The following is a 24,455-nucleotide window of genomic DNA, read 5'->3' on the forward strand; positions in this document are numbered from 1 at the left end:
AATACGGTGTCAAACTCCCCAAGATTCACGTGCTACTGGTGCCCGCGGATCGGGTGCGGGCGGTACGGGGCCTCGAGCCGCTTGATCTCCTCCGCGCTCAGGCTCACATCGACCGCCGCGACCGCGTCCTCCAGGTGCTTCACCTTCGTCGCGCCCACGATCGGCGCCGTCACCCCCGGCCGGGACAGCAGCCAGGCGAGGGCGATCTGGGCCGGCGGCAGACCCCGCTCCTGCGCCACCGCGTTGAGCGCGTCCACCACGGCGAAGTCCTCGTCGGTGTAGAGCGTGTCGCCGAACTCGTCGGTCTGCGCGCGCAGGGTCCGCTTCTCGCCGCCCGGGCCGCGGGTGCCGGTGAGCAGGCCCCGGGCGAGGGGGCTCCACGGGATGATCCCCACCCCCTGGTCGACGCAGAACGGGATCATCTCCCGCTCCTCCTCGCGGTACACCAGGTTGTAGTGGTCCTGCATCGACACGAACCGCGTCCAGCCCCTCAGGTCCGCGGTGTACTGCATCCTGGCGAACTGCCAGGCGTACATGCTGGACGCGCCGATGTACCGGGCCTTGCCGGCGCGCACCACGTCGTGGAGCGCCTCCATGGTCTCCTCGACCGGCGTCTCCGGGTCGAAGCGGTGGATCTGGTACAGGTCGACGTAGTCGGTACCGAGGCGTCGCAGCGACGCGTCGATGCCGGACATGATGTGCTTGCGGGACAGGCCCCGGTCGTTGGGGCCCTTGCCCATCGGGTTGAACACCTTCGTGGCGAGGACGTAGTCGTCGCGGTTGGGGAAGAGTCGGCCGAGGAGCCGGCCCGTGATCTCCTCGCTCGCGCCGTTGGAGTAGGTGTCGGCGGTGTCGAAGAAGGTGATCCCGGCGTCGACCGCGCGGCGCACGATCGGTTCGGCCTCGTCCTCGCGGAGCGCCCACGCGCGCACGTCGGGGTCGCCGTAGCTCATCATGCCGAGGCAGATCCGGGACACCTTCAGGCCGGTGGAGCCAAGTCGCGTGTATTTCATGATTCGATCCTTGCGCTGCGACCGCGCTCCGGCGACCCCGGTCGACGCGATCCCATCAGGTGGCCGTCGTCTCAAGGTCAAGTGCGTAACGGCGCGCGTCCGGCCAGCGGGCGATGTGATCGACCTCGGTCGACTCACGCAGGATCCGCGTCACCCGCCATTGTCGTGCCAGGGGACTGCCACCGACGTGCTGCCAGGGCACCGAGAGCGGGCCGACGATGCGCACCTCCGACGCCGGTGCCGGCGGCATCGGCCCCGGCGTGGCCGGCCAGAACTGGATTCCTTCCGCCTCCACGACCCACAGGCCGCGCCCCAGCCAGTCCGGGTGAAGCGGCCGTCCCGCCACCTCGTAGGCGAAGCGTTCAGCGTCCAGGAGGCTGACCCGGTGGGGCTGGCCGACGGGCAGGGGAGCCAACTCCTCGATGGCGATCTCCACCCCGCAGACGAGCGTGTCGCCTTTGCGTAACGGCTCGATCTTGCCGTCCTCGATCAACCACGCCTCAAGGTCTACCCGCACCGGCACCTCCCTTCCTCGGCATTCGCTTCGGTCGGGATTGCTGTAACGGCTGGTCGGCAGTCGCTTGCGCGATAATCAACATCACGGTGCCGTGAGTACCGAACCGATCTCGATCTGTTCGTGCGGTACGTCGATCGCTACGGTTGTCATGCCGGGGGCGGTATGTAACTCGATTCCCTTAATGGTGGCGGGAGTCTCGACAGAATCGTGCTGTCGGATTATGACTCGCTGGCCAACCGTCAGCCTCTTTCCTTCCAGCCTGCCGGTCACCAGGGGCCAGGGACGAGATGAAAGCTTGTCGACCCGCTCGATCACGAGCCGGGACGGGCTTGCCTCCGTCACCTCGAGTTCCTCCTCCAGTTCTCGACGAACCTGTCTTCCGCAGCGTACGCCTCATCCTCGAGCGGTCCAGTGACCGTGCTTATCCTGCCGTCCGCATACTGCCTGGCATGGACGCTCTCGTGTCCCAGAGTCCGTACGAGGGTCTCTTCGTCTTGGAAGGACGCGGGCCCTAGCTGAATACCGTCGACATCTGTCCGTGCGATGGCATTTTGGAAATCCAGGTACGCGATGTCGTCGGCGCTCTCAATAATTTCGACCGGTGCACCGTGGAAATCCACCTCTGCTAGCCGCGCATAGTGGCTCACGGTCTCCATTGTTCGGGGTAGGCCGACGTCACCATCGGCGACCTCCCGGTTGGAAAGGGCGCCCGACCGCGAATACAGGACGCTGACGTTGTTGAAATCGACCGAGCGCGTATGCCCTTGGACCACCGTCGCGGAATCGTCGGGGACGGCAGGCATCGGGTCTCCTGGCATGGCCGGCCGACCAGCAAGTGTGGGCCCGTCAGGGGTACCCGGAATGTCGGCCGCCGCGCGGTCGCCCATCCGCATGCGCTGGGCTGCCTCGTCCACGGCCTTTCCGCTCTTCGTGAGCTTGCCCCGCACCAGGTCGATCAGCTTGTCGAGACTTCCGGCCTCGTGTGCCAGCCGTCGCACGCTGCTCGCCAAACCCTTGATCAACTCTGCGATTTTGGCGGTCCACTTGGCGACCAGCGTGCTGACCTGGGCGACGACGGCCGGGGTGGCGATGCCGAGCGTGCAGGCCTCTTCTGCCAGCCACTCCCAGAGCCGTACCGACAGCACCGACACGAACTCGGCGATCAGGTCCCGGACCAGGTTACGTACCAGGGCGACGACGAGCCCGGCGGCTTCGGTGATCACGGCGATGGTGCCGGCGGCCTCGGCGGTGGCGGTGATGGCGCCGACGTGTGAGCCGGCATGCTGACGGTAGGCGTCGGCGGCCGCGCCGGACCACTGCGCAAGATCACGTGCCATGGCGTCGGACAGTTCGGCGGCCGCCGAGGAGGCCACGCCGGCCACGTTGCGCCAGGTCTGGGCGTACGCGGTGATCTGATCCGGATCGCCGGCGAACCGGTCGAGGGCGTCCGAGAGTGGCTTGACGTGTTCCATCAGCCACGCGACGCCCCATGACACGACTGACCCGAGCGGGTCGACGACGAACCCGAGGGCGTCCATAGACGCGGCGAACCCGCCGAGGCTCAGGTCGACCCAGTTGCCCGATGAGATCCCGTGGGAGAGGTCGCGGATGTCCTCGGCCAAGCCGAACCCGTCCCAGACGTCGGTTGAGTCATGGCGCGCGGCGATGAGCGGGTTCGGCGGCCCGACCACGAATCACCCCCGTGACTTCGCTGCTCTGGTTCGAGTCACCGTAGTCAATCCCGTCCAGCGCCGCTGCCCGTCGATCAAGACGACAACGGGGCCCGGCGCCGACAATGGCGCCCCGCATTGTGTTGGCGACGCGAGGTGACTAGGGTCAGCATGAGCACAACCCACGGGAGTCCGGTGTAACCGGGCTGAGAGGGGGGCTGTCAGCCCCCGACCGTCGAACCTGATCCGGATCATGCCGGCGCAGGGAGGGAGGAGCGATGCCCTCGATCGGGCGTCTGCACGTCATCACCGATGCGCGGCCGGGCCGCGACGTGCTGTCCGTCGTCGCCGCCGGGCTCGCGGTGGGCGCCGACACGATTCAGGTACGGGTACCCGACGCCACCACCGACCGGGAAGCCTATGGGCTGACCCGGGAAATCCTGCGGATGTGCCGGGAAAGCGGCGCCACCTGTCTCGTCAACGACCGGCTGCACGTCGCGCTCGCGGCCGGGGCCGACGGCGGGCACGTGGGCGCCGACGACCTGCCGGTGGACGTGGCCCGCAAGATCCTGGGCCCCCACGGGATCCTCGGCGCCACCGCCCGCGACCCGGAGTCCGCGCGGCGGGCGGTCGCGGACGGCGCCAGCTACCTGGGGGTGGGTCCCGCGTACGCCACGCGAACCAAGGACGGCCTGCCCGACCCGATCGGCCCCGCCGGGGTCGCCGCGGTCGCGCGGTCCGTCACCGTACCCGTGATCGCGATCGGTGGGGTCACCGCGGACCGGGTCGGTGAGCTGACCGCTGCGGGCGCGTACGGCGTCGCGGTCGTCGGCGCCGTCAGCGAGGCCGCCGATCCGGCAAAGGTGACCCTCGAACTACGGGAGGCGCTGCGGTGACGGCCAGGGTCGCCGTCGTCGGCGGCGGGCTGATCGGCCTCGCCGTCGCGTGGCGCTGCGTCCAGCGCGGCCTCGACGTCACCGTCTACGACGCCGACGAGGGGAAGGCGTCCACCGTCGCCGCCGGCATGCTGGCGCCGGCCAGCGAGATCCACGCCGGCGAGGCGGAGCTTCAGCGCCTGCTCGACACCTCCGCCCGACTCTGGCCGGGCTTTGCCGCTGAGCTGGAGGAGGCCACCGGGGTCCCGGTGGGCTACCGCGACGAGGGCACGCTGCTCGTCGCGCTCACCGGCGACGACCTGCGCGAGGTACACCGGCTGTGCGGCGTTTACGAGCGGGCGGGCCAGCCGGTACACCCGTTGTCGGTGCAGCAGTTGCGGGAGCGGGAGCCGCTGCTCGCGCCCGGCGTGCGCGGTGGCGCCCACGCCCCGCAGGACCGCCAGGTGGACCCGCGCCGCGTCCTCGCCGCGCTGCGCAAGGCCGTCGGCGACCGCGTCGTACCCGTGAAGGTCACCGATCTGTCCAGCGTGGACGCTGACGTGACCGTCGTCGCCGCCGGCACCGGCACGACCGCGCTGACCGGCCTGCCGGTCCGCCCGGTGAAGGGGCAGACGGTCCGGCTGGCGGCGCCGGCGCCGCCGTTGCGGCACGTCATCCGGGGGTACGCGCGCAGCCGGCCGGTGTACCTCGTACCCCGCCGCGACGGCGAGCTGGTGGTCGGCGCCACCGAGGAGGAGCGCGGCGCCGACATCTCCGTCACCGTCGGCGGCGTGCTCGACCTGTTGCGCCCCGCCGCCGAGCTACTGCCGGAGGTCATGGAGTACCCGGTCCGCGAGATCCTGGCCGGGCTGCGGCCCGGCACGCCCGACAACGCCCCGATCCTCGGTGCGCTGAAGGCGGGCGTCTTCGTCGCGACCGGCCACTACCGCAACGGCGTCCTGCTCACCCCGGTCACCGCCGACCTGATCGCCGACCTGGTCGTCACCGGTACGCCGCCGCAGCAGTTGAAGCCCTTCTCACCCGACAGGGAGGCACTGTGGACCTGACCGTCAACGGCGAACACCGGACCCTGCCCGGTCCGGCCAGCGTCGCCGATCTCGTCCGGGAGCTGACCCACCGCGGGACCGGCGTCGCGGTGGCGGTCAACGGCGAGGTCGTGCCGCGCTCGGCGTGGACCACGACCGCGGTGAACGCACAGGACGCGATCGAGATCCTCACGGCGGTGCAAGGTGGGTAGCGGCGACGATTTCGTCATCGCCGGGGAGACGTTCGACTCCCGGCTCATTCTCGGGACAGGCGGTGCCACCAACCACGCCGTACTGGCCGACGCGATCACTGAAAGCGGCACCGGGCTGGTCACCGTGGCGCTGCGCCGCATCGACCCGCAGGCGCCGGGGACCCTGCTGGACGTCCTGGACAAGACCGGCGTCAGGCTGCTGCCGAACACGGCCGGCTGCTACACCGCCGTCGAGGCGGTCAAGCTCGCCCACCTGGCCCGGGAGGCGTTCGACACGAGCTGGATCAAGCTCGAGGTGATCGGTGACTCCGACACCCTGCTGCCCGACGCGGTCGAACTGGTGGCAGCGGCGGAGCGGCTGGTCGACGACGGGTTCACGGTCCTGCCGTACGCAGGCGATGACCCGGTGCTGGCGCGGCGGCTGGCCGACCTCGGCTGCGCGGCCGTGATGCCGCTCGGCGCGCCGATCGGCTCCGGCATGGGCATCCGCAACCCGTACAACATCGCGCTGATCCGCGAGGCGGTGAGCGTACCCGTGATCCTGGACGCCGGGATCGGCACGGCCTCGGACGCGGCGTTCGCGATGGAGCTCGGCTGTGACGGCGTCCTGCTCGCCTCGGCGGTGACCCGCGCGGAGCGGCCGGGGGAGATGGCGGCGGCGATGCGCCACGCGGTGATCGCCGGCCGGTTGGCGTATCGCGCCGGGCGGATCGCGCGCCGGCTGTACGCGACGGCGTCGAGCCCGACCGAGGGGATGCCGGCATGGTGATCGTGTTCACCGACCGCCGGCAGGCCCGCCGGCCGCTGCCGGAGGTGGTGGCGGCGGCGGTCGAGGGCGGCGCGCGGACCGTGGTGCTGCGCGAGAAGGACCTGCCCGACGGCGAACGCGCGGATCTCGCCGCGCGACTGTACGAGGTGATCGCGCCGGCCGGTGGGCGGCTGCTGCTGGCCGGCCGCGAAGCCGGCTGGGCCGACCGGGCCGGCTTCGCCGTCGCGGACGGTCAGCACCTCGCCGCGGCCGACCCGTGGCCGGACGCGCCGCGCGGCATGGTCGGGCGCAGCTGCCACGACGCGGGCGAGCTGACGCGGGCCGCGGCGGAGGGCTGCTCCTACGCCACCCTGTCGCCGGTCTTTCCCTCCCGGTCCAAACCCGGGTACGGTCCGCCGCTCGGCCTCGACCGGCTGCGTGGGCTGTGCGCGCATGCCGGCCTGCCGGTGTACGCCCTGGGCGGGGTCGAGTCGGCCGACCGCGCCGCGCGGTGCCGCGCGGCAGGGGCCGCCGGGGTGGCGGTGATGGGCGCGGTGATGCGCGCCGACGACCCGGCGGCGGTGGTGAAGGAGCTGATGCCGTGAACCCGCCTGTCACGCTCACCATCGCCGGGTCGGACTCCGGCGGCGGGGCCGGCATCCAGGCCGACCTGAAGACGTTCGCGATGCACGGGGTCTTCGGCACCAGCGCGATCACCGCGCTGACCGCGCAGAACACCGCGAAGGTACGCGCGGTGCGGCCGGTCGAGCCGGACTTCGTGGCCGAGCAGCTGTCGGCCGTCCTCGACGACCTGCCCGTGGCGGCGGTCAAGACCGGCATGCTCGCGACGGCCGGGAACGTCCATGTGGTCGCCCGCTGGGCCCGGCGACTGCCGCGGCTCGTCGTCGACCCGGTCCTGGTGTCGTCGTCGGGCGACGAGCTGTTCGACGGCGCGGCCCGGCGGGCCTATCTGGAGGAGCTGTTCCCGCTGGCGACCGTCGTGACGCCCAACGCCCGCGAGGCGGGCGTCCTGACCGGCCGGCGGGTGACCGGCGTCGACGACGCGATCGCGGCCGCCCGGCAGTTGGGCGGGACCGGTCCGGCCTGGGTCGTCGTCAAGGGCGGCCACCTGGACGGTGGCGCCGACGCGGTCGATGTCGTCTGGCACGACGACCGGGTCGAGCTGCTGCGCACACCCTGGATCGACACGGCGAACAACCACGGCACCGGCTGCACGTTCGCGGCCGCCACCGCCGCCCGCCTGGCGCGCGGCGACGACGTCCGCACCGCGCTGGAAGGCGCGAAGTCCTATGTCCACCGTGCCCTGTCCGGGTCGGCCACCTGGCGGCTCGGCGCGGGGCACGGACCCCTGTCCTGGGAGGCTGTCTGATGAGGCGCAAGGTGTACGTCTCCGGTTCGCGGCCCGACATCCGCGTGCCCTTCGCCGAGGTCACGCTGTCCGGCGACAACCCGCCGGTGCGGCTGTACGACACATCTGGGCCTGCGACCGACCCGGTCGCCGGCCTGCCCGCGCTGCGTGCCGGCTGGATCGCCGAGCGCGGTGACGTCGTCTCGGTACCGGCGGCCGGTCCGGCCAACGTGGGTCGCATCGTGCGCCGCGCGGCGGCCGGCCGTACGGTCACCCAGCTGCACTACGCCCGGCAGGGCGTGGTGACGCCGGAGATGGAGTTCGTGGCGCTGCGGGAAGGCCTCGACCCGGAGGTGGTACGCGAGGAGATCGCCGCTGGCCGGGCCATCCTGCCCAACAACGTCAACCACCCGGAGAGCGAGCCGATGATCATCGGCAACCGGTTCCTGGTGAAGGTCAACGCCAACATCGGCACCTCGGCGGTCACCTCGTCGGTGGACGAAGAGGTGGCCAAGCTGACCTGGGCGACGAAGTGGGGCGCCGACACCGTCATGGACCTGTCGACGGGTAAGCACATCCACACCACCCGCGAGGCGATCGTGCGCAACTCGCCCGTACCCATCGGCACCGTGCCGATCTACCAGGCCCTGGAGAAGGTCGGCGGCGACCCGCTGAAACTGACCTGGGAGGCCTACCGGGACACCGTCATCGAGCAGGCCGAGCAGGGCGTGGACTACATGACCGTGCACGCGGGTGTGCTGCTGTCCTACGTGCCGCTCACGGTGCAGCGGATCACCGGCATCGTCTCCCGCGGCGGCTCGATCCTCGCCGCCTGGTGCCTGGCCCGGCACGAGGAGAACTTCCTCTACACCCACTTCCGCGAGCTGTGCGAGATCTTCGCCGCGTACGACATCGCGTTCTCGCTCGGCGACGGGCTGCGGCCCGGGTGCACCGCCGACGCCAACGACTCTGCCCAGCTCGCGGAGCTGAAGACGCTCGGGGAGCTGGCGCAGATCGCCTGGGAGTACGACGTCCAGGTCATGATCGAGGGGCCGGGCCACGTGCCCATGCACAAGATCAAGGAGAACGTCGACCTCCAGCAGGAGTGGTGCCGGCAGGCGCCCTTCTACACGCTCGGGCCACTGACCACCGACATCGCGCCCGCGTACGACCACATCACCTCGGCCATCGGCGCCGCCATGATCGCGATGTACGGCACGGCCATGCTCTGCTACGTCACGCCGAAGGAGCACCTCGGCCTGCCCGACCGCGACGACGTCAAGGCGGGCGTCATCGCGTACAAGATCGCCGCGCACGCCGCCGACCTGGCCAAGGGGCACCCGGCCGCGCAGGGCTGGGACGACGCGCTGTCGAAGGCCCGGTTCGAGTTCCGTTGGGAGGACCAGTTCAACCTGGCGTTGGACCCGGACACCGCGCAGGCGTACCACGACGAGACCCTGCCGGCCGAGCCGGCCAAGACCGCCCACTTCTGCTCCATGTGCGGGCCCAAGTTCTGCTCCATGAAGATCAGCCAGGACCTGCGCCGCTACGCCGATGAGCACGGCGTGGACGAGATCGCCGCGCGCGACCTCGGGCTCAAGGAGAAGGCGGCCGAGTTCGTGGCGACCGGAGCCGAGATCTACCGCGCGCCGTGATGGCCGGCTCGCCTCGATCATGGCGGTGAGCACGGGTAGGCTCCTGTGCGTGGAGCCCAAGGGACCCAGGGGAACAGCCTCACCGCGGACCGCTGCGGTCTGGTCGGTGCTGCGTGCCGAGCTCGAACGGGCGGCCCGGCCGCTGACCGTGCTCGACGTCGGCGGTGGCACCGGCGGCTTCGCCGTGCCGCTCGCGACGATGGGACACCGGGTCACCGTCATCGACGCGAGCCCCGACGCGCTCGCCGCCCTGACGCGGCGCGCGGCCGAGGCCGGCGTGGCCGACCGGGTACGCGCGATGCAGGGCGACGGTGACGCCCTGGCCGACCTGGTTCCGCCCGAGAGCGCCGACCTGGTGCTCTGCCACAGCCTGCTCGAGATCGTCGACGAGCCCGCCACGGTGGTCAAGGCGCTCGCCGCGAGCCTGCGACCGGGCGGCGCGGCGAGCGCGGTCGTGGCCAACCGCGTCGCGGCCGTGCTCGCCCGCGCGGTCAGCGGTCACCTCGACGTCGCGACGGCGCTGCTGACCGACTCCGACGGCCAGGCCGGCGCCCGGGACACCCTGCGCCGCCGGTTCGACCTGGACTCCGCGACCCGCCTGCTCACCGCCGGTGGGCTGGTCGTGGAGCAGACCCACGGGGTACGCGTCGTCGCCGACCTGCTGCCGGGCGCCGTGCTGGAAGGGCAGTCCGAGGCGCTGCTCGCCTTCGAACTGGCCACCTCGTCGCTGTCGCCCTACCGGGAGATGGCCACCCAGCTGCATCTGTTCGCCCGCCGCCCGGCCGGCTGAGATGGACGTCGTCCAGCCCCGGTACGGCACCGACACCCTGGCCGACGTGCTGCCCGGCGTCCTCACGGCGCTCGGCGCGCCAGGGCTCGCCGATCCGCTGGGGCTGGCCTCCGGACCGCTCGCGGGCGTGCGCCGGGTGGCCGTGCTGCTGGTGGACGGGCTGGGCGAGTACCAGATCCCGTTGGCCGCACCGTACGCGCCGACCCTGACCGACCTCGCGACCGGGCGGCTGGGGCACTCCCGGTCGATCACGGCCGGGTTCCCGTCCACGACGCCGACGAGCCTGGTCAGCGTCGGCACCGGCGCCCCGCCGGGGCAGCACGGCGTCCTCGGCTTCAACCTCCGCGTACCGCAGACCGGCCGGATCCTCAATCACATCGAGTGGCGGGACGACCCGGCGCCGGCGGTGTGGCAGCCGGTGCCGACCGTGTTCGAACGGGCGGCAGCCGCCGGCGTACCGGTGACCGTGGTCAGCCGGGCCGACTTCGCCGGCAGCGGTCTGACCGTCGCCGCGTACCGGGGCGCCGCGTACCGGGGCGCCGCCGGGGTGGACGCCCTCGCCACGGAGCTCCTGTCGGCGCTGCGGGTCCAGGGGGGACTGGTCTACGGGTACCACCCTGATCTCGACCGGGCCGGGCACCGGCACGGACTGGCCTCGCCCGAGTGGGCGTCGGCCGCCGCTGACGTCGACCGCCTGGTGACGCGCCTGGCGGCGGAGTTGCCCGCCGACGCCGCGCTGGTGGTGACGGCCGACCACGGTCAGCTCGACATCCCCGCCGAGGGGCGGTTCGACCTCGACACGGATGCCCGGCTGCGGGCGGGGGTCGTCGCGGCGGCCGGAGAGGCGCGGGTGCGGTACCTGTACACGGCGCCCGGGGCCCGCGACGATGTCGTCGCCGCCTGGCGGGCGGTGCTGGGCGACGGCGCCTGGGTCGTGCCCCGCGAGGAGGCGGTCGCGGCCGGGTGGTTCGGGCCCGTACCCGAGGAGCACCTGGCCCGCATCGGCGACGTGGTGGTGGCCTGCCACGACCGCAACGTGGTGGTCGCGACCCGCTCCGAGCCGCCGTTCGTGGCGCGGATGGTGGCGTTCCACGGCTCGTACACCGCGGCCGAGATGCGGGTGCCACTCTTCGTGGTGGCTGGCGCGTCGGCGGCGGACTTGTCGTAGGTCGGCAGTAGCCTCCGGGTCGTGGGGCGCAGCCAGGTACTACCGCGAGACGGCGGGGCGGGGGAGTTCGGTCCCGACGCCGACGACACCGGCTGTCCGATCCTGCACGTCGACATGGACGCGTTCTTCGCGTCCGTCGAGGTCCGCCGGCGGCCCGAGCTACGCGGCAAACCGGTCATCGTGGGCGGTGACGGGCCGCGCGGGGTGGTGTCGTCGGCCAGCTACGAGGCCCGGGCGTACGGGGTCCGCAGCGCGATGCCGATGGCGCGGGCGCGGCGGCTGTGCCCGCACGCGGTGGTCCTGCCGGTCGACGGGCCCGCCATCGCCGCCGCCTCACGCGCCGTGATGGCGACCTTCCGGGACATGACGCCGCTGGTGGAGCCGTTGTCGGTGGACGAGGCGTTCCTCGACGTGGCGGGGGCCGGGCGGCTGCTCGGCCGGCCGGCGGAGATCGCCGCGGCCATCCGCCGGCGGGTCCTCGACGAGCAGGGGCTGACCTGCTCGGTCGGGGTGGCGCCGACCAAGTTCGTGGCGAAGCTGGCGTCGACGCGGGCCAAGCCGGACGGCCTGGTGGTGGTGCCGGCGGACCGGATTCTGGACTTCCTGCACCCGCTGCCGGTGGAGGCGCTGTGGGGGGTCGGCGAGCGCAGCGCCGAGGTGCTGCGCCGGCTCGGGCTGGTTCGGGTCGGCGACCTGGCGAACGCGCCGACGCGCATGCTGCGCTCCGCGCTCGGCGAGGCGGCGGCCGCGCACCTGCACGAGCTGTCGTGGGGGCGCGACCCGCGGCCGGTGGTCCCTGAGCAGGTCGAGAAGTCGATCGGGGCGGAGACCACGTTCGACGTCGACGTGGCCGACCCGGACGTGATCAGGCGGTCGCTGTTGGCGCTGTCCGGTAAGACCGCCGGGCGGCTGCGCCGGGCGGGACAGGTGGGGCGCACGGTTGTGATCAAGGTTCGGCTTGCCGATTTCCGCACCCTCAACCGGTCCCGGACCCTGCCCGTCGCCACCGACGTCACCCGGGAGATCTTCGAAACCGCCTGGGCGCTGTTCACCGCGCTGGGCACCGGTGAGCGCATCCGGCTGGTCGGGGTCCGGGTCGAGGGGCTGTCCTCGGGCGACGGGGCGCCGCGGCAGCTCACGCTCGGCGAGCCGGACTCCGGATGGCGGGAGGCCGAGCGGGCCGCCGACGCGGTGGCCGCCCGTTTCGGCGCCGGCGTGGTGCGCCCGGCCAGCCTGCTCGGCGCGCGCGAGCCGCGCGAGGCGCCACACACCCACGGACGCCCGCGCCAAGGGTGATCTCCCCACTACTTTGGGGGCCTGCGACCATTGAACGAGGAAAAACAGTACGCTTGGACGGTCGTCCGGCTTTCCGACCCGCTTAGCCGCTCGTAAACTTGCGACTAAGCAGCCGGATGGCTGTCACGGTCTGTCGATCCGCGTGGATCGGCCCTCGATGACCGGGGAGGAGTACCGTGCCGCTCTCGGAGCACGAGCAGCGGCTGTTCGAGCAGATCGAGCGGTCGCTTGCCGAGGACCCGAAATTCGCCTCGGCGGTGCGCGCCACCGACCCGCGCTTCCATGCGCGTCGTCGGATAGTCATCGCTGCCGTGCTGTTCCTGGCCGGCATCGCGCTGCTGATCTACGGTGCGTTCCGCAAGACAGTCCCGATGGGCGTGGCCGGGTTCGTGGTCATGCTCGGTGCGGCCGTCTTCGCGGTGCAGTCGTACCGTCAAGGACAGAACAGAGACCTGCGGGTCGTCGGTGGGACGGCGAGCCGACGCGTGCGGCCACGCCGGCTGTCGGTCGTCGACCGGCTGGAGGAGCGTTGGCGTCGGCGCCCTGAAGGCAACGGCTGATCCGAAAACTCAGGCAAAAGGGACCCGCGTTCGCTGCCGGGTCCCTTTTGTTGCTGATATTGGTTTGTTGCTGATGTTGGACGCTTGTGCCGGTTTACCGGCCGGGAGCGGTGGTGGCGCTCAGCCGCGCCTTCCCGGTAGGAGCCGGCGCGGACTCAGCGACCGCACCCACCGTTCACGCTGGCGGACCATCGACTCGGCCACCCGCGTCAACGCCTCGTTCACGGCCGCGTGCCACCGGCTCAGCACCGACGCGGGCAGGAAGACCGCCCGCAGCCGGGTACGCCACGACACCCGGTGACTGATGGCGTCACGTACGGCCCGCAGCGACCCCGCCAGGTCGTCGCTGCGCAGCGGCTGCCGGGCGTAGCGGGCCCGCTCCTCGGCCTGCCCGAGCAGGCGCGCCCCGGTCGTCGCCCACTCGTCCAGCGCGGCCGACACGATCAGGTGTTCGGCGATCACCCGGGGCGTGCTCGCCAGGTCGACCGGGAACCTGTAGTCGATCATCGTGTCGACCAGCTCGTCCCACGCGTCATGGGCGTCCCGACGGGCAAGGTCGGCCGCGGCGTCGTCGCTGACCACCGTCGCTCCGAGCACCGTCGGCGGCGGCACGGTGAGGCGCCGGCCGGGTCGCCGCCGGCGGCGGCGCAGTGCGCGCCAGCCCGCCGGGGTCAGCAGCAGCGCCACGGCGAGGACCGCGACCAGCACGCTCCACACCGGCCACGGATCCGCCGGTGCGGCCGGGACCCCGGCACCGTTGTCGACGGCCCGGTCCTCGCGCGGGCCGCCGCTGGCCGCGGCCGCGCCGCTGCGATCCGGCCCACCGGGGATCGGCAGGTCGTTGCGCGGCGCCGTGGTGTCCGGCGCGTTCTGCGGCGCGCTCGGGTCGGGCGCCCAGGCCGACGGGGCGCCGTCGACGAAGGCGGACGGGGTCGGGTCGAACGGCACCCAGCCGAAGCGGTCGAAGTACACCTCGGTCCAGGCGTGCAGGTTGCGGTTGGTGAGCGTCCAGGTGTTGCCGCTCTGGTTGCTGCCCCGGCTGAAGCCGAACGCCACCCGGGCCGGGATGCCGGCCGCCCGCACGAGCCACGCCATGGCCGCCGAGTACTGCTCGCAGAAGCCCTGCTTGTTGGTGAGGAAGTCGACGATCGCGCTGCCGCTGGTGCCGCCCTTGGTCTCCAGGCTGTACCGGAAGCCGTTGTCGGCCGAGAAGTAGCTGTGGATCGCCAGTACCTTGTCGTACGGCGTCCGCTTGCCCGCGGTGATCGACGCGACCGTCTTTTCGACCTCGCCGACCGGCGGGACGGCGGTGTACTGCCGCTGGATCGGGTTGTCGGGCTCCAGCGGCCGGGCCGTACGCAGCGCGTCCGGGCTGAACTCGGCCCGTACGTAGTCGAAGTCGTACTTCTTGTTGCGGCTGTTGTCGCGCCGGGAGTAGATCAGCTGGTCGGTGCGGTCGTAGAACCAGGCCGAGTCGAGCTTGCCGGTCCTGGTCGGCTGCAGGTACACCGGCAGCGAGTTCATGTTCAGTGAGACGATCTGCACCTGCGCGTGGTAGGTGCGCAGCGTGACGCCGGCCTCCTGCGCAGGCGCCGGCAGGCCACCCGTCGCCGGCTGGCTGCCGGCCGGCCGGCGGCTGCGGAACCCGGCCGTCGTCACGTCGTCGGCCACGCCGAAGCGCAGGTAGTACGGGGTTGGGTCGGTGGTCTGGACCTTGACCATGTCGAACGTGCGGTTGCTGTTCAACTGCCCGCTCAGCGCCGCGTACAGGTCCACCGACGCGCCGTTGCCACCCCGGCCGAGGCCGTCGCCCGTGCCGTCGCCCGCGGTCGGGCCGAACCGGGCGAGCAGGCCCCCGTTGCTGCCCGGGACGGCCATCGGCAGCACGACCGCGACGGCCACGCCGGCCAGCGCCAGCCGCCGGCCGGCCGCCGCCAGCGGCGAGGGCTCCCACGCACCGAGGTCGCGACCGTCACCGGTGAACCGGCGGCCGAACCGGCGGATCCGGTCGACGTTGTCGGTGGCCAGCAGCCACAGGTACCCGGCCGCGCCCGCCGCGAACGGCAGGAAGCTGACGCTGTCCTCACGTACCGCGACCGGCACCGAGTAGATCGCGAGCATGGGCAGGCCGGCCAGCGCCGGGCGGCGCAGCACGAGGGTCATCAGATCGACCACGATCGCGACGACACCGACCCCGAGCGTCGACAGGAACAGCAGGCCCTCCCGGTCGGGGACCGGTACGCCCAGCTCCCGCATGTCCGCCCCGGCGTTCACCAGTAGCGAGTGGAAATGCCCGACCGTCCCCGGCGTCGGGATCAGCCAGAGGAGCTCATGTCCGCTGCGGAACAGCACCGTGAGGACGAACAGCAGCCCCAGCATCGTCGCGGCCGTCGGCACCCAGGCGGCGGTGCGCAGGCTCCGTACACCGAGCGCGATCCCGGTGATCACGGCGACCATGATGACCGCGTCGACGAACCACGCCCAGGTGGCGAACACGCTCGACAGCGGCAGCGCGGCGAGCAGGGTCGCGCTGGCGGCCACGAGAGTGGTGCGGCGGCGCTGGCTCATGAGCCGATCCTGGATCCGCCCGAGACGGTCTCGGCCATCGCGGCGCGGTACGCGAACCCCTCGGTCCCGCGGGCGGCCTGCGGCCACAGGGCCGGCAGCCGGGCGCCGTGGGTGACCGGCACGACCCGCCAGCCCGCGCGGATCAGCGCCAGCTCGGCGGACTCGTGGCGCTGGGCGGCCTCCCCGCGGGCGCCGGGAGGCAGGTTGACCCAGGTGGTGCTGTCGACGAACAGCGCGACACAGGTGCCGCCGTTGCCACGCAGGCCGGCCAGCAGCTCGGACTCGGCGGGCGACAGCAGGCCGAACAGCCCGATCAGCAGGCCGCAGTCGGTGCGCCGGCGGACCCGCTCGATCAGGGTGCCGATGTCACCGTCCGGCGTCAGCTTCACCTCGGCCAGGTGCTCCAGCAGCGCGCCCCCGCCGTCGATCTCGCTCGCGTCGACCTCGATGCCGGCGCCGGTGACCAGGCGCAGCTTGTACCCGTTGTGCCGCAGGTGCACGGCGATGCTGGCGGCGGCGGAGACCGCCCACTCGAAGCTCGCCGCCGGGCCCTCGCCGCGGTGGGCGGCGGCGCGGGTGTCGAGCACGATCGTCACGCGGCTCTCCCACGGCTGCTCCTCGCGGCGCACCATCAGCTCACCGACCCGGGCGGTCGAGCGCCAGTGCACCCGGCGCAGGTCGTCGCCGTGCCGGTACTCGCGGGTCGCGGCGTCGTCGTCGCCGTGCACCGCGACCGCCCGGGCCCGACTCTCGCCCTGGCCGGCGTACTCCCCGGCCAGCCGCACCGTGGGCAGCGCGACCACCTGGGGGATGACGGTGAGCCGGTCGACCGTGGCGAACGACCGGGCCAGTTCGCACAGTCCGAACGGGTCGGTGAGCCGGACGACCAGCGGACCCACCTCGTAGCGGCCCCGGACGTCAGGGCGCACGCTGTAGGTCACCGAGCTGGCCTGCTGGGCGCCCAGGCGCTCCAGGACCAGGCGCGGCCGGCTGCCGAGCACGTACGGCAGGCGGTCCTCCAGCAGCAGGGTGCCGGTCGGCAGCCGGGACAGGTTCTCCAGCCGCAGGGTGATCCGGGCCGTCCCGCCCACCTGGGTCTGGTGCGGGTCGAGGGTACGGGTGCAGGAGAGCTTGTAGCGGGTGCGCCCGACGTAGGCGGCGGCGAGCAGCGGCAGCGCGGCCAGCAGGACGGCGACCCTGAGCAGGTCCTTCTCGCCGAGGATCAGCGCCGCGAGCGCCGAGGCCACAGCCGCGGCCACGAAGCAGCGGCCGCGCGTGGTCAGTCCGCGCAGCGCCTCGCGCACGTCACCTCCTCCCGGTGCCGTACTGGGTACCGGTGCCGTACGGGGAGCGCTGGCGGTCGGCGGGCACCGGCAGGCGGCGCACGATGTCGGCCACGATGGCGTCGGTGGTGCGCCGCGACAGCTGCGACTCCGCGGTCGGGATGATGCGGTGCGCGAGCACCGGTACGGCCAGGGACTGCAGGTCGTCGGGGAGCACGTAGTCGCGCCCTTCGAGGGCGGCGACCGCCCGGCCGGTGCGCAGCAGTTGCAGTGTGGCGCGCGGCGACGCGCCCAGCCGCAGCTCGGGCGACTCGCGGGTGGCGTTGACCAGGTTGACCGCGTACTGCCGGACGGCGTCCGCGGCGTGCACCTCGCGGACGGTGGCGATGAGCCGGCGCACGGTGCCCGCGTCGGAGACCGGCAGCAGGTCGAGGACCGGGTCGGCGGCGCCGTGGCCGTCGAGCATGGCCAGCTCCGCTCCCGCGTCCGGGTAGCCCATCGCGATGCGGGCGGTGAACCGGTCCCGCTGCGCCTCGGGCAGCGGGTAGGTCCCCTCCATCTCGATGGGGTTCTGGGTGGCGACCACCATGAACGGCGTCTGCAGTGGATACGTCACGCCGTCGACGGTCACCTGCCGCTCTTCCATGCACTCCAGCAGCGCGGACTGCGTCTTGGGTGACGCCCGGTTGATCTCGTCACCGACGACGATGTTGGCGAACACCGCGCCCGGCTTGAACTCGAAGTCGCGCTCCTCCTGGTTGAAGACGCTCACGCCGGTCACGTCGCTGGGCAGCAGGTCCGGGGTGAACTGGATGCGGCGCACCGAGCAGTCGATGGACCGGGCGAGGGCCTTCGCGAGCTTCGTCTTGCCGACGCCGGGCACATCTTCGATGAGCAGGTGCCCCTCGGCTAGCATCACGGCCAGCGCGAGCCGGACCGTCGCCGTCTTGCCCTCGATGACCCTTTCGATATTCGCCACGATGGCTTCGGTGACCGCGCGGAACTCCGGCGGCGGCATGGGCCTGCCGAGCTCATCCTGGGTTCGCTGGGTCGTCACGGGCCTCCTCCTAGGTGTACGCGGTGCGGCCACCGTCGAACGTGGCGACCGGACAGCCGGTGAGGGTAGGCCGGTCCGTTACGTCCCCGCAGGGGTATCCGCAGTGCTCAGGCTAGCCGCCATCGTCATGGGGTGCCGGACACCGTTCAGCGCGGGATGCTAACAGTACTCCGCGGAGCACGTCCGTCGATGACCTCGGCGGTGGGAATTCCAGTCGGCCGCGGCGTCAGCGTTCCGGCCGGCCGGGCCTCGGCTCCCGCAGCTGCATGATCAGGTCGACCACGAGCGCCGTCCACCCGGTCTGGTGGGACGCGCCGAGGCCGGCTCCGCTGTCACCGTGGAAGTACTCGTAGAACGGCAGCAGGTCGTGCCAGGCCGGGTCGCGCTGGAACAGCTGCTGGGCGCCGAAGACCGGCCGGCGGCCGTCCGCGTCGTCGCGGAACAGCGCGATGAGCCGGCGCGACAGGTCGTCGGCCACCTCGGTCAGGCTGCGCCGCTGCCCGCTGCCCATCGGGTACTCCACCAGCAGGTCGGAGCCGAAGAAGCTGCCGTAGCGGCGCAGCGCCTCGATGAGCAGGAAGTTGACCGGGAACCAGATCGGCCCGCGCCAGTTGGAGTTGCCGCCGAACACGCCACTGGTCGACTCTCCCGGCTCGTACTCGACGGTGAAGTCGGTGCCGGCGAGGTTGACGGTGTACGGGTGCTCGGCGTGACTACGCGACAACGTACGCAGGCCGAAGTCGGACAGGAACTCGCCCGGCGACAGCATCCGCCGCAGGATCCGGACGAGCTGGTCCGGCCCGACCATCGACAGCAGTCGCAGCTCGTCGCCGTCGCGTACGCGCTTGGAGCCGACCACGTCGCCGTACTCCGGGCGCTTGGTCAGGAACCAGTGGATGCGCTCGGCCAGCTCCGGCAGCCGCGCCAGCGTCGCCGAGCTGACGATGGTGGTGGCGGCCAGCGGCAGCAGCCCGACGACCGAGCGCACCTTCAGCGGGACGGCCTCGCCGCCGTCGAGCCGGAGCACGTCGTAGAAGAACGCGTCGGCGTCGTTCCACAGGTCGTGGTAGTATGCCGCCCCGGCGATGTAGGCGAAGTGCTCGAAGAACTTGACCGCGATGTCCTGGTACACCGCGTCGTGGATGGCCAGCAGCAGCGACATGTCGAGCAGGTTGAGCGCGTACATGGCCATCCAGGCCGTGCCGTCGCTCTGCTCCAGGACGCCGGCCACCGGCAGGGCGGCCGAGCGGTCGAACGGCCCGACGTTGTCCAGGCCGAGGAAGCCGCCCTCGAACAGGTTGTTGCCGCGCAGGTCCTTGCGGTTGACCCACCAGGTGAAGTTGAGCAGCAGCTTGTGCATCACCCGTTCGAGGAAGTCGAAGTCGGTACCGCCGTCCAGCTCGAACACCCGCAGCGCCGCCCACGCGTGCACCGGCGGATTGACGTCGCCGAACGCCCACTCGTAGGCCGGGATCTGGCCGTTGGGGTGCATGTACCACTCGCGCAGCAGCAGGAGCAGCTGCTCCTTGGCGAACGTCGGGTCGACGCGCGCGATGGTGACACAGTGGAACGCCAGGTCCCACGCCGCGTACCACGGGTACTCCCACGGGTCGGGCATGGAGATGATGTCGCGGCAGTTCATGTGCCACCACGCACTGTTGCGCCCGTGCCGGCGGCCGGGCGCCGGTGGTTCGGACGCCGGGTCGCCCTCCAGCCAGCGGCGCACGTCGAAGTGGAAGAACTGCTTGCCCCACATCAGGCCGGCCACCGCCTGCCGGACGATCTCGGCCTCCTCCGGCGGGGTGCCGGCGGGGACCATGTCGGCGAAGTACGCGTCGGCCTCGGCGCGGCGGTCGGCCATCACCCGCTCGAACTCAGCCCCGAGATCAGCGGTGCCGGTGAGCCGGGCCCGGAGCCGGGGCCGCTTGCGGGTGGCGCTGCCGGCGCCGACCGCCGGCGCGGCGTCGGCGCTGACACCGGCGTCAGCCTCGGAGTTCGGGTCGGGCGTGGCGAGCGCGAGCCGCAGCCGGATCTCGACGCGCTCGCCGGGCGCGGCCGCGAGCAGGTAGTGCAGCGCGCCCTTGGTGCCCTCGCCGGCCGGGTTGACCGTGGCGGCGCCGTGGACGACGTGGTCGTTGATGCCGTCCTTGGGGTAGCGCGAGCGGCCCGGCTTGCCCCACAGCCGCTCGGCGTTGGTCTCGTTGTCGCAGCACAGCGGCTGCGGCGAGCCGTCTCCGGTGAGGACGAGCCGGCCGAGCGACCGGTGCTCGGCCACCAGCGAGGTGTCCTTGCCGCGGATCGTCGGGACGTAGTCGTGCCCCGGCAGCCCCCACGACCACGTGTTGCGAAACCACAGGGTGGGCAGCACGTGCAGGGTCGCGGGATCCGGCCCGCGGTTCTCGGCGATGATCTTGACGCACATGTCGGTCGGCGACGCCTTGGCGTAGGCGACCTCGACCATCCAGTACCGGTCGTCGTCGAACACGCCGGTGTCGACCAGCTCGTACTCGGGCTCGTTACGGCCGCGGCGGCCGTTTTCGACGTCGAGCTCGGTGTATGGGAACTCCGCCTGCGGGTAGTGGTAACGCCAGCGCATCCAGGAGTGGGTCGGCGTGGAGTCCAGGTACCACCAGTACTCCTTGACGTCCTCGCCGTGGTTGCCGCGGTCGCCGCCCATCCCGAACATGCGTTCCTTGATGATCGGGTCCTTGCCGTTCCACAGGCCGAGGGCGAAGCAGAACGTCTGCAGGTCGTCGCAGATGCCGGCCATGCCGTCTTCGTTCCAGCGGTACGTCCGCGACCGCGCGTGGTCGTGCGGGAAATAGTCCCAGGCGGTGCCCCACTCGCTGTAGTCCTCGCGGACGGTGCCCCAGGCCCGCTCCGACAGGTAGGGGCCCCAGGCGCGCCACGCCCGCTCGCCGGAGTCCGCCTCGGCCAGCCGGGTGCGCTCGGCGTCGGGGTCCACCGCCGCCGGCTGTGTGCGCTCGGCATCGGCGTCCACCGCCGCTGGCTGTGTGCGCTCGGCGTCGGGGTCCGTTTCGATCACGGTCGGCTCCTCGATCACACTGGCATTGTCCCTTTGGCCGGCTACGCTCGGCCACCATCGTCGCCACGGCCGGTTACGGCCGGCCGTCCTGGAGGTTCTGCCGATGGTCACCGCGCCCCCGATCGTGTTCGGCCCGCAGGTCTGCGCCGACCTGGACGCGGGCGCCGCCCGCGAGTGGTTGGTCACCGATGGCCGCGGCGGCTATGCCACGGGTACGGTCGCCGGGCTGCGCACCCGCCGATACCACGGACTGCTCGTGGTGGCCGGGCAGACCGCGGCTGCGCGCCACGTCGGCCTGGTTGCGCTCGACCCGGTGATCACGCTCCCGTCGGGAGCCGTGATCCGCCTCGGCACGCACGAGTGGGCCTCGGGTGCCGTGGCGCCGCAAGGATACCGTCTCCTCGAGTCATTCACGGTCATTGACGGATTGCCGTCGTGGCGCTGGCGGATCGGCGACGTCGTCGTCGAGCGGGAGCTGGCCATGGTGCACGGCAGCCCCTCGGTCGCGGTCGTGCACCGGCTCGTGTCCGGCACGGCGACGCTGACCCTGGAGGCGCTGTGCACGTGGCGGGACGCGCACGGCGAGCGGCGCGCCGACGGCGGTGACCTGCCGATGACGGCTGCCGACGACGGCGCGGTGATCGCCGACGCGTACCGGCTGGCCGGGCCGGGCTGGCGGCCGGCGGGGGAGTGGTACGCCGGGGCGTACGCCCGGGAGGAGGCCGCGCGCGGGCTCAACGCGGTGGAGGATCTCTGGTACGCGGGCTCCTTCTCGGCCGACCTGCGCGAGGGCGAGGTCATCGAGGTGTCCGCCTGGGCCGGCGATCTCGCGACCCGACCGCCCCGGCCGACGGCGGTGGTCGAGGCCGCCCGGCGCCGGGCCCGGGCGGTGGTCGCGGCCGCGAAACCCGCCGACGGTACGCGGGCCGCGCTGGCGCTGGCCGCCGACGCGTTCGTGATCCGGCACGCCGCGCCCGACGTCGTCGCCGGCTACCCGTGGTTCGGGGCGTGGTCGCGGGACACGATGATCTCCTACGAGGGCCTGTTCCTGGCCACCGGGCGGTCCGACGAGGGCCGCGAGCTGCTGCGCTGGTATGCCGCGACCATGTCGGAAGGGATGTGCGCCAACACGGCCGACACCGGGGCGACCGAGTACAACACCGCCGACGGCACGCTGTGGTTCCTGCACGCCGTCGCCCGCCACGTGGAGCGCACCGGTGACGCCGACCTCGCCGCCGAGCTGGTGGATCCGCTGATGAGCGTGGTCGTCTCGCACGTCGCGGGCACCCGGTACGGCATCCGGGTCGACGGAAGCGACGGGCTGCTGACCCAGGGCGCGCCCGGGTACGCGCTGACGTGGATGGACGCCCGCGTCGACGGGGTGGCCGTGACGCCCCGGATCGGCAAGGCGGTCGAGATCAACGCCTTGTGGATCAACGGGCTGGGCGCGCTCGCCCGGCTCCGCACGCTCGTCGGGCGCGACGCCGCGGACCTGGTCGCGCTGCGCGACCGCGCCGTGGCCAGCTTCGCGCGCCGCTTCCCGGCCCCGACCGGCTGGCTGTACGACGTGGTCGACGGTCCCGGTGGCGACGACCCGGCCCTGCGTCCGAACCAACTGCTGGCCTGGTCGCTGCCGTACGCGCCGCGGCCGGCGGGCGGGCCGACGGCGTTTCGCGCGATCAGCGAGAACCTGCTCACTCCGCTGGGGCTGCGCAGCCTGGCGCCCGGTGATCCGGCGTACCGGGGCGTGCACCGGGGCGGCCCGGTTGAGCGCGACCACGCCTACCACCAGGGCACCGTCTGGCCCTGGCTGATCGGCCCGTACGTGGACGCCGCCATGACTCTGCGTGATGACGTCGTGTCTTTGCGCACAGTGCCAACAAAGTTACTGGTTGGTATCGATGTACATCTGTCAGAGTGGGGAGTTGGGTCGGTCAGTGAGACCGCCGACGCGGATCCGCCACATCGGGCGACAGGCTGCCCGTTCCAGGCGTGGTCGGTGGCGGAGGCGCTCAGGGTTCACGAAAGCATCGGTTAAGCGTTACATCGGGGAAATGCTTTTTGCTTCGTCGGTAACCCCCACCAGGCACGATGGGGTCCGATCCCACTGACGGTTCACCGGTTCGAGGGAAGTCAAATTCACCCGAAATGCCGGAGAATCTGTCCGAACGGCGATCACTGGCGACAAAAGGGGCCGCGGCGTGGACGACAACAGGACCAGTCTCGATGTGCTTGGCAACTCCCGTCCGCTGCGCGTGCTGATGTTGTCCTGGGAATTCCCGCCCGTCGTCGTCGGCGGCCTCGGTCGCCACGTCCACCAGCTGTCCACCGCGCTCGTGGCGGCCGGGCACCAGGTCACCGTCGTCACCCGGCACGCGCCGGGCGCACCGGTCGACGAGTACGTCGAGGGCGTCCGGGTGGTCCGCGCGCCCGAGGACCCCCCGCTGTTCCCGCTGTCGACCCCGTCGCTGCTGGCCTGGACCATGGCGTTCAACCACGCCCTGACCCGCGCCGCCCTCCGGGCCGCCGACGGCGGCGAGTACGACCTGATCCACGCCCACGACTGGCTGGTCGCCCACACCGCGATCACCCTCAAGGAGCACCTGCGCCTGCCGCTGGTCGCCACGATCCACGCCACCGAGGCGGGCCGCCACCAGGGCTGGCTGCCCGGCGACATGAACAAGTGCATCCACTCGATCGAGTACTGGCTGGGCCACGAGGCCGACCGCGTGCTGGTCTGCTCCGGGTACATGCGCTGGGAGGTCAGCCGCCTGCTGGAGCTCACGGCCGGCAAGGTCGAGGTGGTCCCCAACGGCGTCGACGCCGCCGCCTGGCGACCGGCGCCGCGGGCGGTCGCGGCGGCCCGGTCGCGCTACGCCGGGGAGGGCCCGCTGCTCGGGTTCGCCGGGCGGCTGGTGTACGAGAAGGGCGTGCAGGACCTGGTGGCGGCCCTGCCCCGGCTGCGGGCGGCGCACCCGGGCGCCCGGCTGGTCATCGCCGGCGACGGCCCGCACCAGCAGGCGCTGCGCGATGAGGTCCACGACCGCCGGCTGCAGCGCGCCGTCAGCTTCGCCGGCTTCCTGGGCGACGACGAGCTCCCGGCGGTGCTCGCGGCGATGGACACCGTCGTCGTGCCCAGCATCTACGAACCGTTCGGCATGGTCGCGCTCGAAGCCGCGGCCGCCGGGGCGCCGCTGGCCGTGACCGCCACCGGCGGCCTCACCGAGATCGTCACGCCCGAGGTGACCGGGATGACCTTCCCGGCGCGCGACCCGGACCGGCTCGCGGACGCGGTCGGCAGCCTGCTCGCCGACCCGTCGTTCGCGGCTACGGTCGCGCACAACGCGCGCACCATGGTCGCCGAGAAGTACAGCTGGGCGACGGTCGCGCGCCGCACCGTCGAGGCGTACGGGGGCACGCTGCGCCGGCCGACGGCGCTCGCGGTCGCCGAGGCCGCCGACGCGGCCGCGACGAATGGCGACGCCGCCGCGGCGAACGACGCCGCCGCGATGGTCGCCCGGGTCGTGCGCCCGCGCATCGTCGTCCCCGAGGGCAACCTGCTGTCGCTGTAGTACTCATGTG

At 72.3% G+C, this 24,455-nt stretch carries 21 protein-coding genes and 1 riboswitch; of the genes, 13 read left to right on the forward strand and 8 right to left on the reverse strand.

All coding sequences use genetic code 11. The features are described 5' to 3' along the window. Positions 1-32 precede the first annotated feature (32 nt). From HC031_RS08520 to HC031_RS32465, 4 genes are all read right to left on the reverse strand, one after another. Positions 33-1,013, reverse strand: coding sequence for an aldo/keto reductase (locus HC031_RS08520; RefSeq protein ID WP_167924655.1), 981 nt, complete (start codon positions 1,011-1,013; stop codon positions 33-35). A gap of 55 nt (positions 1,014-1,068) precedes the next feature. Next, entirely contained in the window at positions 1,069-1,530 is a 462-nt protein-coding gene (locus HC031_RS08525; protein WP_167924656.1) for a hypothetical protein, read from the reverse strand. An 81-nt stretch (positions 1,531-1,611) separates the two neighbouring features. Then, complete coding sequence (locus HC031_RS08530; protein WP_167924657.1) at positions 1,612-1,872, reverse strand: hypothetical protein; 261 nt, start codon at positions 1,870-1,872, stop codon at positions 1,612-1,614. Next, positions 1,869-3,221 carry a hypothetical protein gene (locus tag HC031_RS32465; RefSeq protein WP_205862453.1) on the reverse strand — a complete coding sequence of 451 codons (1,353 nt, stop codon included), beginning with the start codon at positions 3,219-3,221 and terminating at the stop codon, positions 1,869-1,871. The genes HC031_RS08530 and HC031_RS32465 overlap by 4 nt, the downstream gene beginning before the upstream one ends. A 153-nt stretch (positions 3,222-3,374) precedes the next feature. After that, a riboswitch (TPP riboswitch) is annotated at positions 3,375-3,485 on the forward strand. On the opposite strand from HC031_RS32465, the gene thiE reads away from it, so the two are divergent. From thiE to HC031_RS08590, 11 genes are all read left to right on the forward strand, one after another. Then, entirely contained in the window at positions 3,479-4,096 is a 618-nt protein-coding gene (gene thiE / locus HC031_RS08540; RefSeq protein ID WP_167924658.1) for a thiamine phosphate synthase, read from the forward strand. It overlaps the preceding riboswitch by 7 nt. After that, positions 4,093-5,142: a glycine oxidase ThiO gene (thiO, locus tag HC031_RS08545; protein ID WP_167924659.1), complete on the forward strand. Its 1,050-nt coding sequence runs from the start codon at positions 4,093-4,095 to the stop codon at positions 5,140-5,142. The genes thiE and thiO overlap by 4 nt, the downstream gene beginning before the upstream one ends. Beyond that, positions 5,133-5,333 carry a sulfur carrier protein ThiS gene (thiS, locus tag HC031_RS08550; RefSeq protein ID WP_167924660.1) on the forward strand — a complete coding sequence of 67 codons (201 nt, stop codon included), beginning with the start codon at positions 5,133-5,135 and terminating at the stop codon, positions 5,331-5,333. The genes thiO and thiS overlap by 10 nt, the downstream gene beginning before the upstream one ends. Beyond that, positions 5,326-6,102 carry a thiazole synthase gene (locus HC031_RS08555; protein ID WP_338090546.1) on the forward strand — a complete coding sequence of 259 codons (777 nt, stop codon included), beginning with the start codon at positions 5,326-5,328 and terminating at the stop codon, positions 6,100-6,102. The genes thiS and HC031_RS08555 overlap by 8 nt, the downstream gene beginning before the upstream one ends. Beyond that, positions 6,096-6,686: a thiamine phosphate synthase gene (locus HC031_RS08560; RefSeq protein WP_167924661.1), complete on the forward strand. Its 591-nt coding sequence runs from the start codon at positions 6,096-6,098 to the stop codon at positions 6,684-6,686. The genes HC031_RS08555 and HC031_RS08560 overlap by 7 nt, the downstream gene beginning before the upstream one ends. Then, positions 6,683-7,471: a bifunctional hydroxymethylpyrimidine kinase/phosphomethylpyrimidine kinase gene (gene thiD, locus HC031_RS08565; RefSeq protein WP_167924662.1), complete on the forward strand. Its 789-nt coding sequence runs from the start codon at positions 6,683-6,685 to the stop codon at positions 7,469-7,471. Before HC031_RS08560 ends, thiD begins: the two co-directional genes overlap by 4 nt. After that, positions 7,471-9,105, forward strand: a complete 1,635-nt coding sequence (thiC, locus tag HC031_RS08570) for a phosphomethylpyrimidine synthase ThiC (protein WP_167924663.1) — start codon at positions 7,471-7,473, stop codon at positions 9,103-9,105. Before thiD ends, thiC begins: the two co-directional genes overlap by 1 nt. 19 nt (positions 9,106-9,124) lie before the next feature. Then, a complete protein-coding gene (locus HC031_RS08575) occupies positions 9,125-9,895 on the forward strand; it encodes a methyltransferase domain-containing protein (RefSeq protein WP_167924664.1) in 771 nt (256 codons plus the stop codon). A gap of 1 nt (position 9,896) precedes the next feature. After that, positions 9,897-11,063, forward strand: coding sequence for an alkaline phosphatase family protein (locus HC031_RS08580; protein WP_167924665.1), 1,167 nt, complete (start codon positions 9,897-9,899; stop codon positions 11,061-11,063). 21 nt (positions 11,064-11,084) lie between these two features. Further along, positions 11,085-12,359, forward strand: coding sequence for a DNA polymerase IV (locus HC031_RS08585; protein WP_167924666.1), 1,275 nt, complete (start codon positions 11,085-11,087; stop codon positions 12,357-12,359). 176 nt (positions 12,360-12,535) lie between these two features. After that, positions 12,536-12,919: a DUF3040 domain-containing protein gene (locus HC031_RS08590; protein ID WP_167924667.1), complete on the forward strand. Its 384-nt coding sequence runs from the start codon at positions 12,536-12,538 to the stop codon at positions 12,917-12,919. A 120-nt stretch (positions 12,920-13,039) separates the two neighbouring features. Here HC031_RS08590 and HC031_RS08595 read toward each other — a convergent pair whose 3' ends face one another. The 4 genes from HC031_RS08595 to HC031_RS08610 all read right to left on the reverse strand — a co-directional run bounded on the left by HC031_RS08595 (position 13,040) and on the right by HC031_RS08610 (position 20,828). Then, positions 13,040-15,487: a transglutaminase TgpA family protein gene (locus tag HC031_RS08595; protein WP_167924668.1), complete on the reverse strand. Its 2,448-nt coding sequence runs from the start codon at positions 15,485-15,487 to the stop codon at positions 13,040-13,042. After that, positions 15,484-16,791, reverse strand: a complete 1,308-nt coding sequence (locus HC031_RS08600) for a DUF58 domain-containing protein (RefSeq protein ID WP_167924669.1) — start codon at positions 16,789-16,791, stop codon at positions 15,484-15,486. Before HC031_RS08600 ends, HC031_RS08595 begins: the two co-directional genes overlap by 4 nt. Before the next feature lies 1 nt (position 16,792). Further along, on the reverse strand, positions 16,793-17,788 hold the full coding sequence (locus HC031_RS08605) for an AAA family ATPase (RefSeq protein WP_167924874.1): 996 nt from the start codon (positions 17,786-17,788) through the stop codon (positions 16,793-16,795). Positions 17,789-18,053: 265 nt separating this feature from the next. After that, a complete protein-coding gene (locus tag HC031_RS08610) occupies positions 18,054-20,828 on the reverse strand; it encodes an MGH1-like glycoside hydrolase domain-containing protein (protein ID WP_338090564.1) in 2,775 nt (924 codons plus the stop codon). A 148-nt stretch (positions 20,829-20,976) separates the two neighbouring features. Between HC031_RS08610 and HC031_RS08615 the strand changes: the two genes are divergently transcribed. Together HC031_RS08615 and HC031_RS08620 are read left to right on the forward strand one after the other, a co-directional pair. Beyond that, a complete protein-coding gene (locus HC031_RS08615; RefSeq protein WP_167924670.1) occupies positions 20,977-22,911 on the forward strand; it encodes an amylo-alpha-1,6-glucosidase in 1,935 nt (644 codons plus the stop codon). A gap of 223 nt (positions 22,912-23,134) precedes the next feature. Next, positions 23,135-24,445: a glycosyltransferase family 4 protein gene (locus tag HC031_RS08620; protein WP_167924876.1), complete on the forward strand. Its 1,311-nt coding sequence runs from the start codon at positions 23,135-23,137 to the stop codon at positions 24,443-24,445. Positions 24,446-24,455: the final 10 nt, after the last annotated feature.

Origin of the sequence: Planosporangium thailandense (assembly GCF_011947195.1) — a bacterium.
Lineage (GTDB): Bacteria > Actinomycetota > Actinomycetes > Mycobacteriales > Micromonosporaceae > Planosporangium > Planosporangium thailandense.

Bases quoted from the DNA above. Each gene is read 5' to 3' on its own strand.
- HC031_RS08520 (WP_167924655.1), bottom strand. From the start codon at position 1,013: ATGAAATACACGCGACTTGGCTCCACCGGCCTGAAGGTGTCCCGGATC.
- thiE (WP_167924658.1), top strand. From the start codon at position 3,479: ATGCCCTCGATCGGGCGTCTGCACGTCATCACCGATGCGCGGCCGGGC.
- HC031_RS08560 (WP_167924661.1), top strand. From the start codon at position 6,096: ATGGTGATCGTGTTCACCGACCGCCGGCAGGCCCGCCGGCCGCTGCCG.
- thiC (WP_167924663.1), top strand. From the start codon at position 7,471: ATGAGGCGCAAGGTGTACGTCTCCGGTTCGCGGCCCGACATCCGCGTG.
- HC031_RS08575 (WP_167924664.1), top strand. From the start codon at position 9,125: ATGGCGGTGAGCACGGGTAGGCTCCTGTGCGTGGAGCCCAAGGGACCC.
- HC031_RS08580 (WP_167924665.1), top strand. From the start codon at position 9,897: ATGGACGTCGTCCAGCCCCGGTACGGCACCGACACCCTGGCCGACGTG.
- HC031_RS08595 (WP_167924668.1), bottom strand. From the start codon at position 15,487: ATGAGCCAGCGCCGCCGCACCACTCTCGTGGCCGCCAGCGCGACCCTG.
- HC031_RS08605 (WP_167924874.1), bottom strand. From the start codon at position 17,788: ATGCCGCCGCCGGAGTTCCGCGCGGTCACCGAAGCCATCGTGGCGAAT.
- HC031_RS08615 (WP_167924670.1), top strand. From the start codon at position 20,977: ATGGTCACCGCGCCCCCGATCGTGTTCGGCCCGCAGGTCTGCGCCGAC.
- HC031_RS08620 (WP_167924876.1), top strand. From the start codon at position 23,135: ATGTTGTCCTGGGAATTCCCGCCCGTCGTCGTCGGCGGCCTCGGTCGC.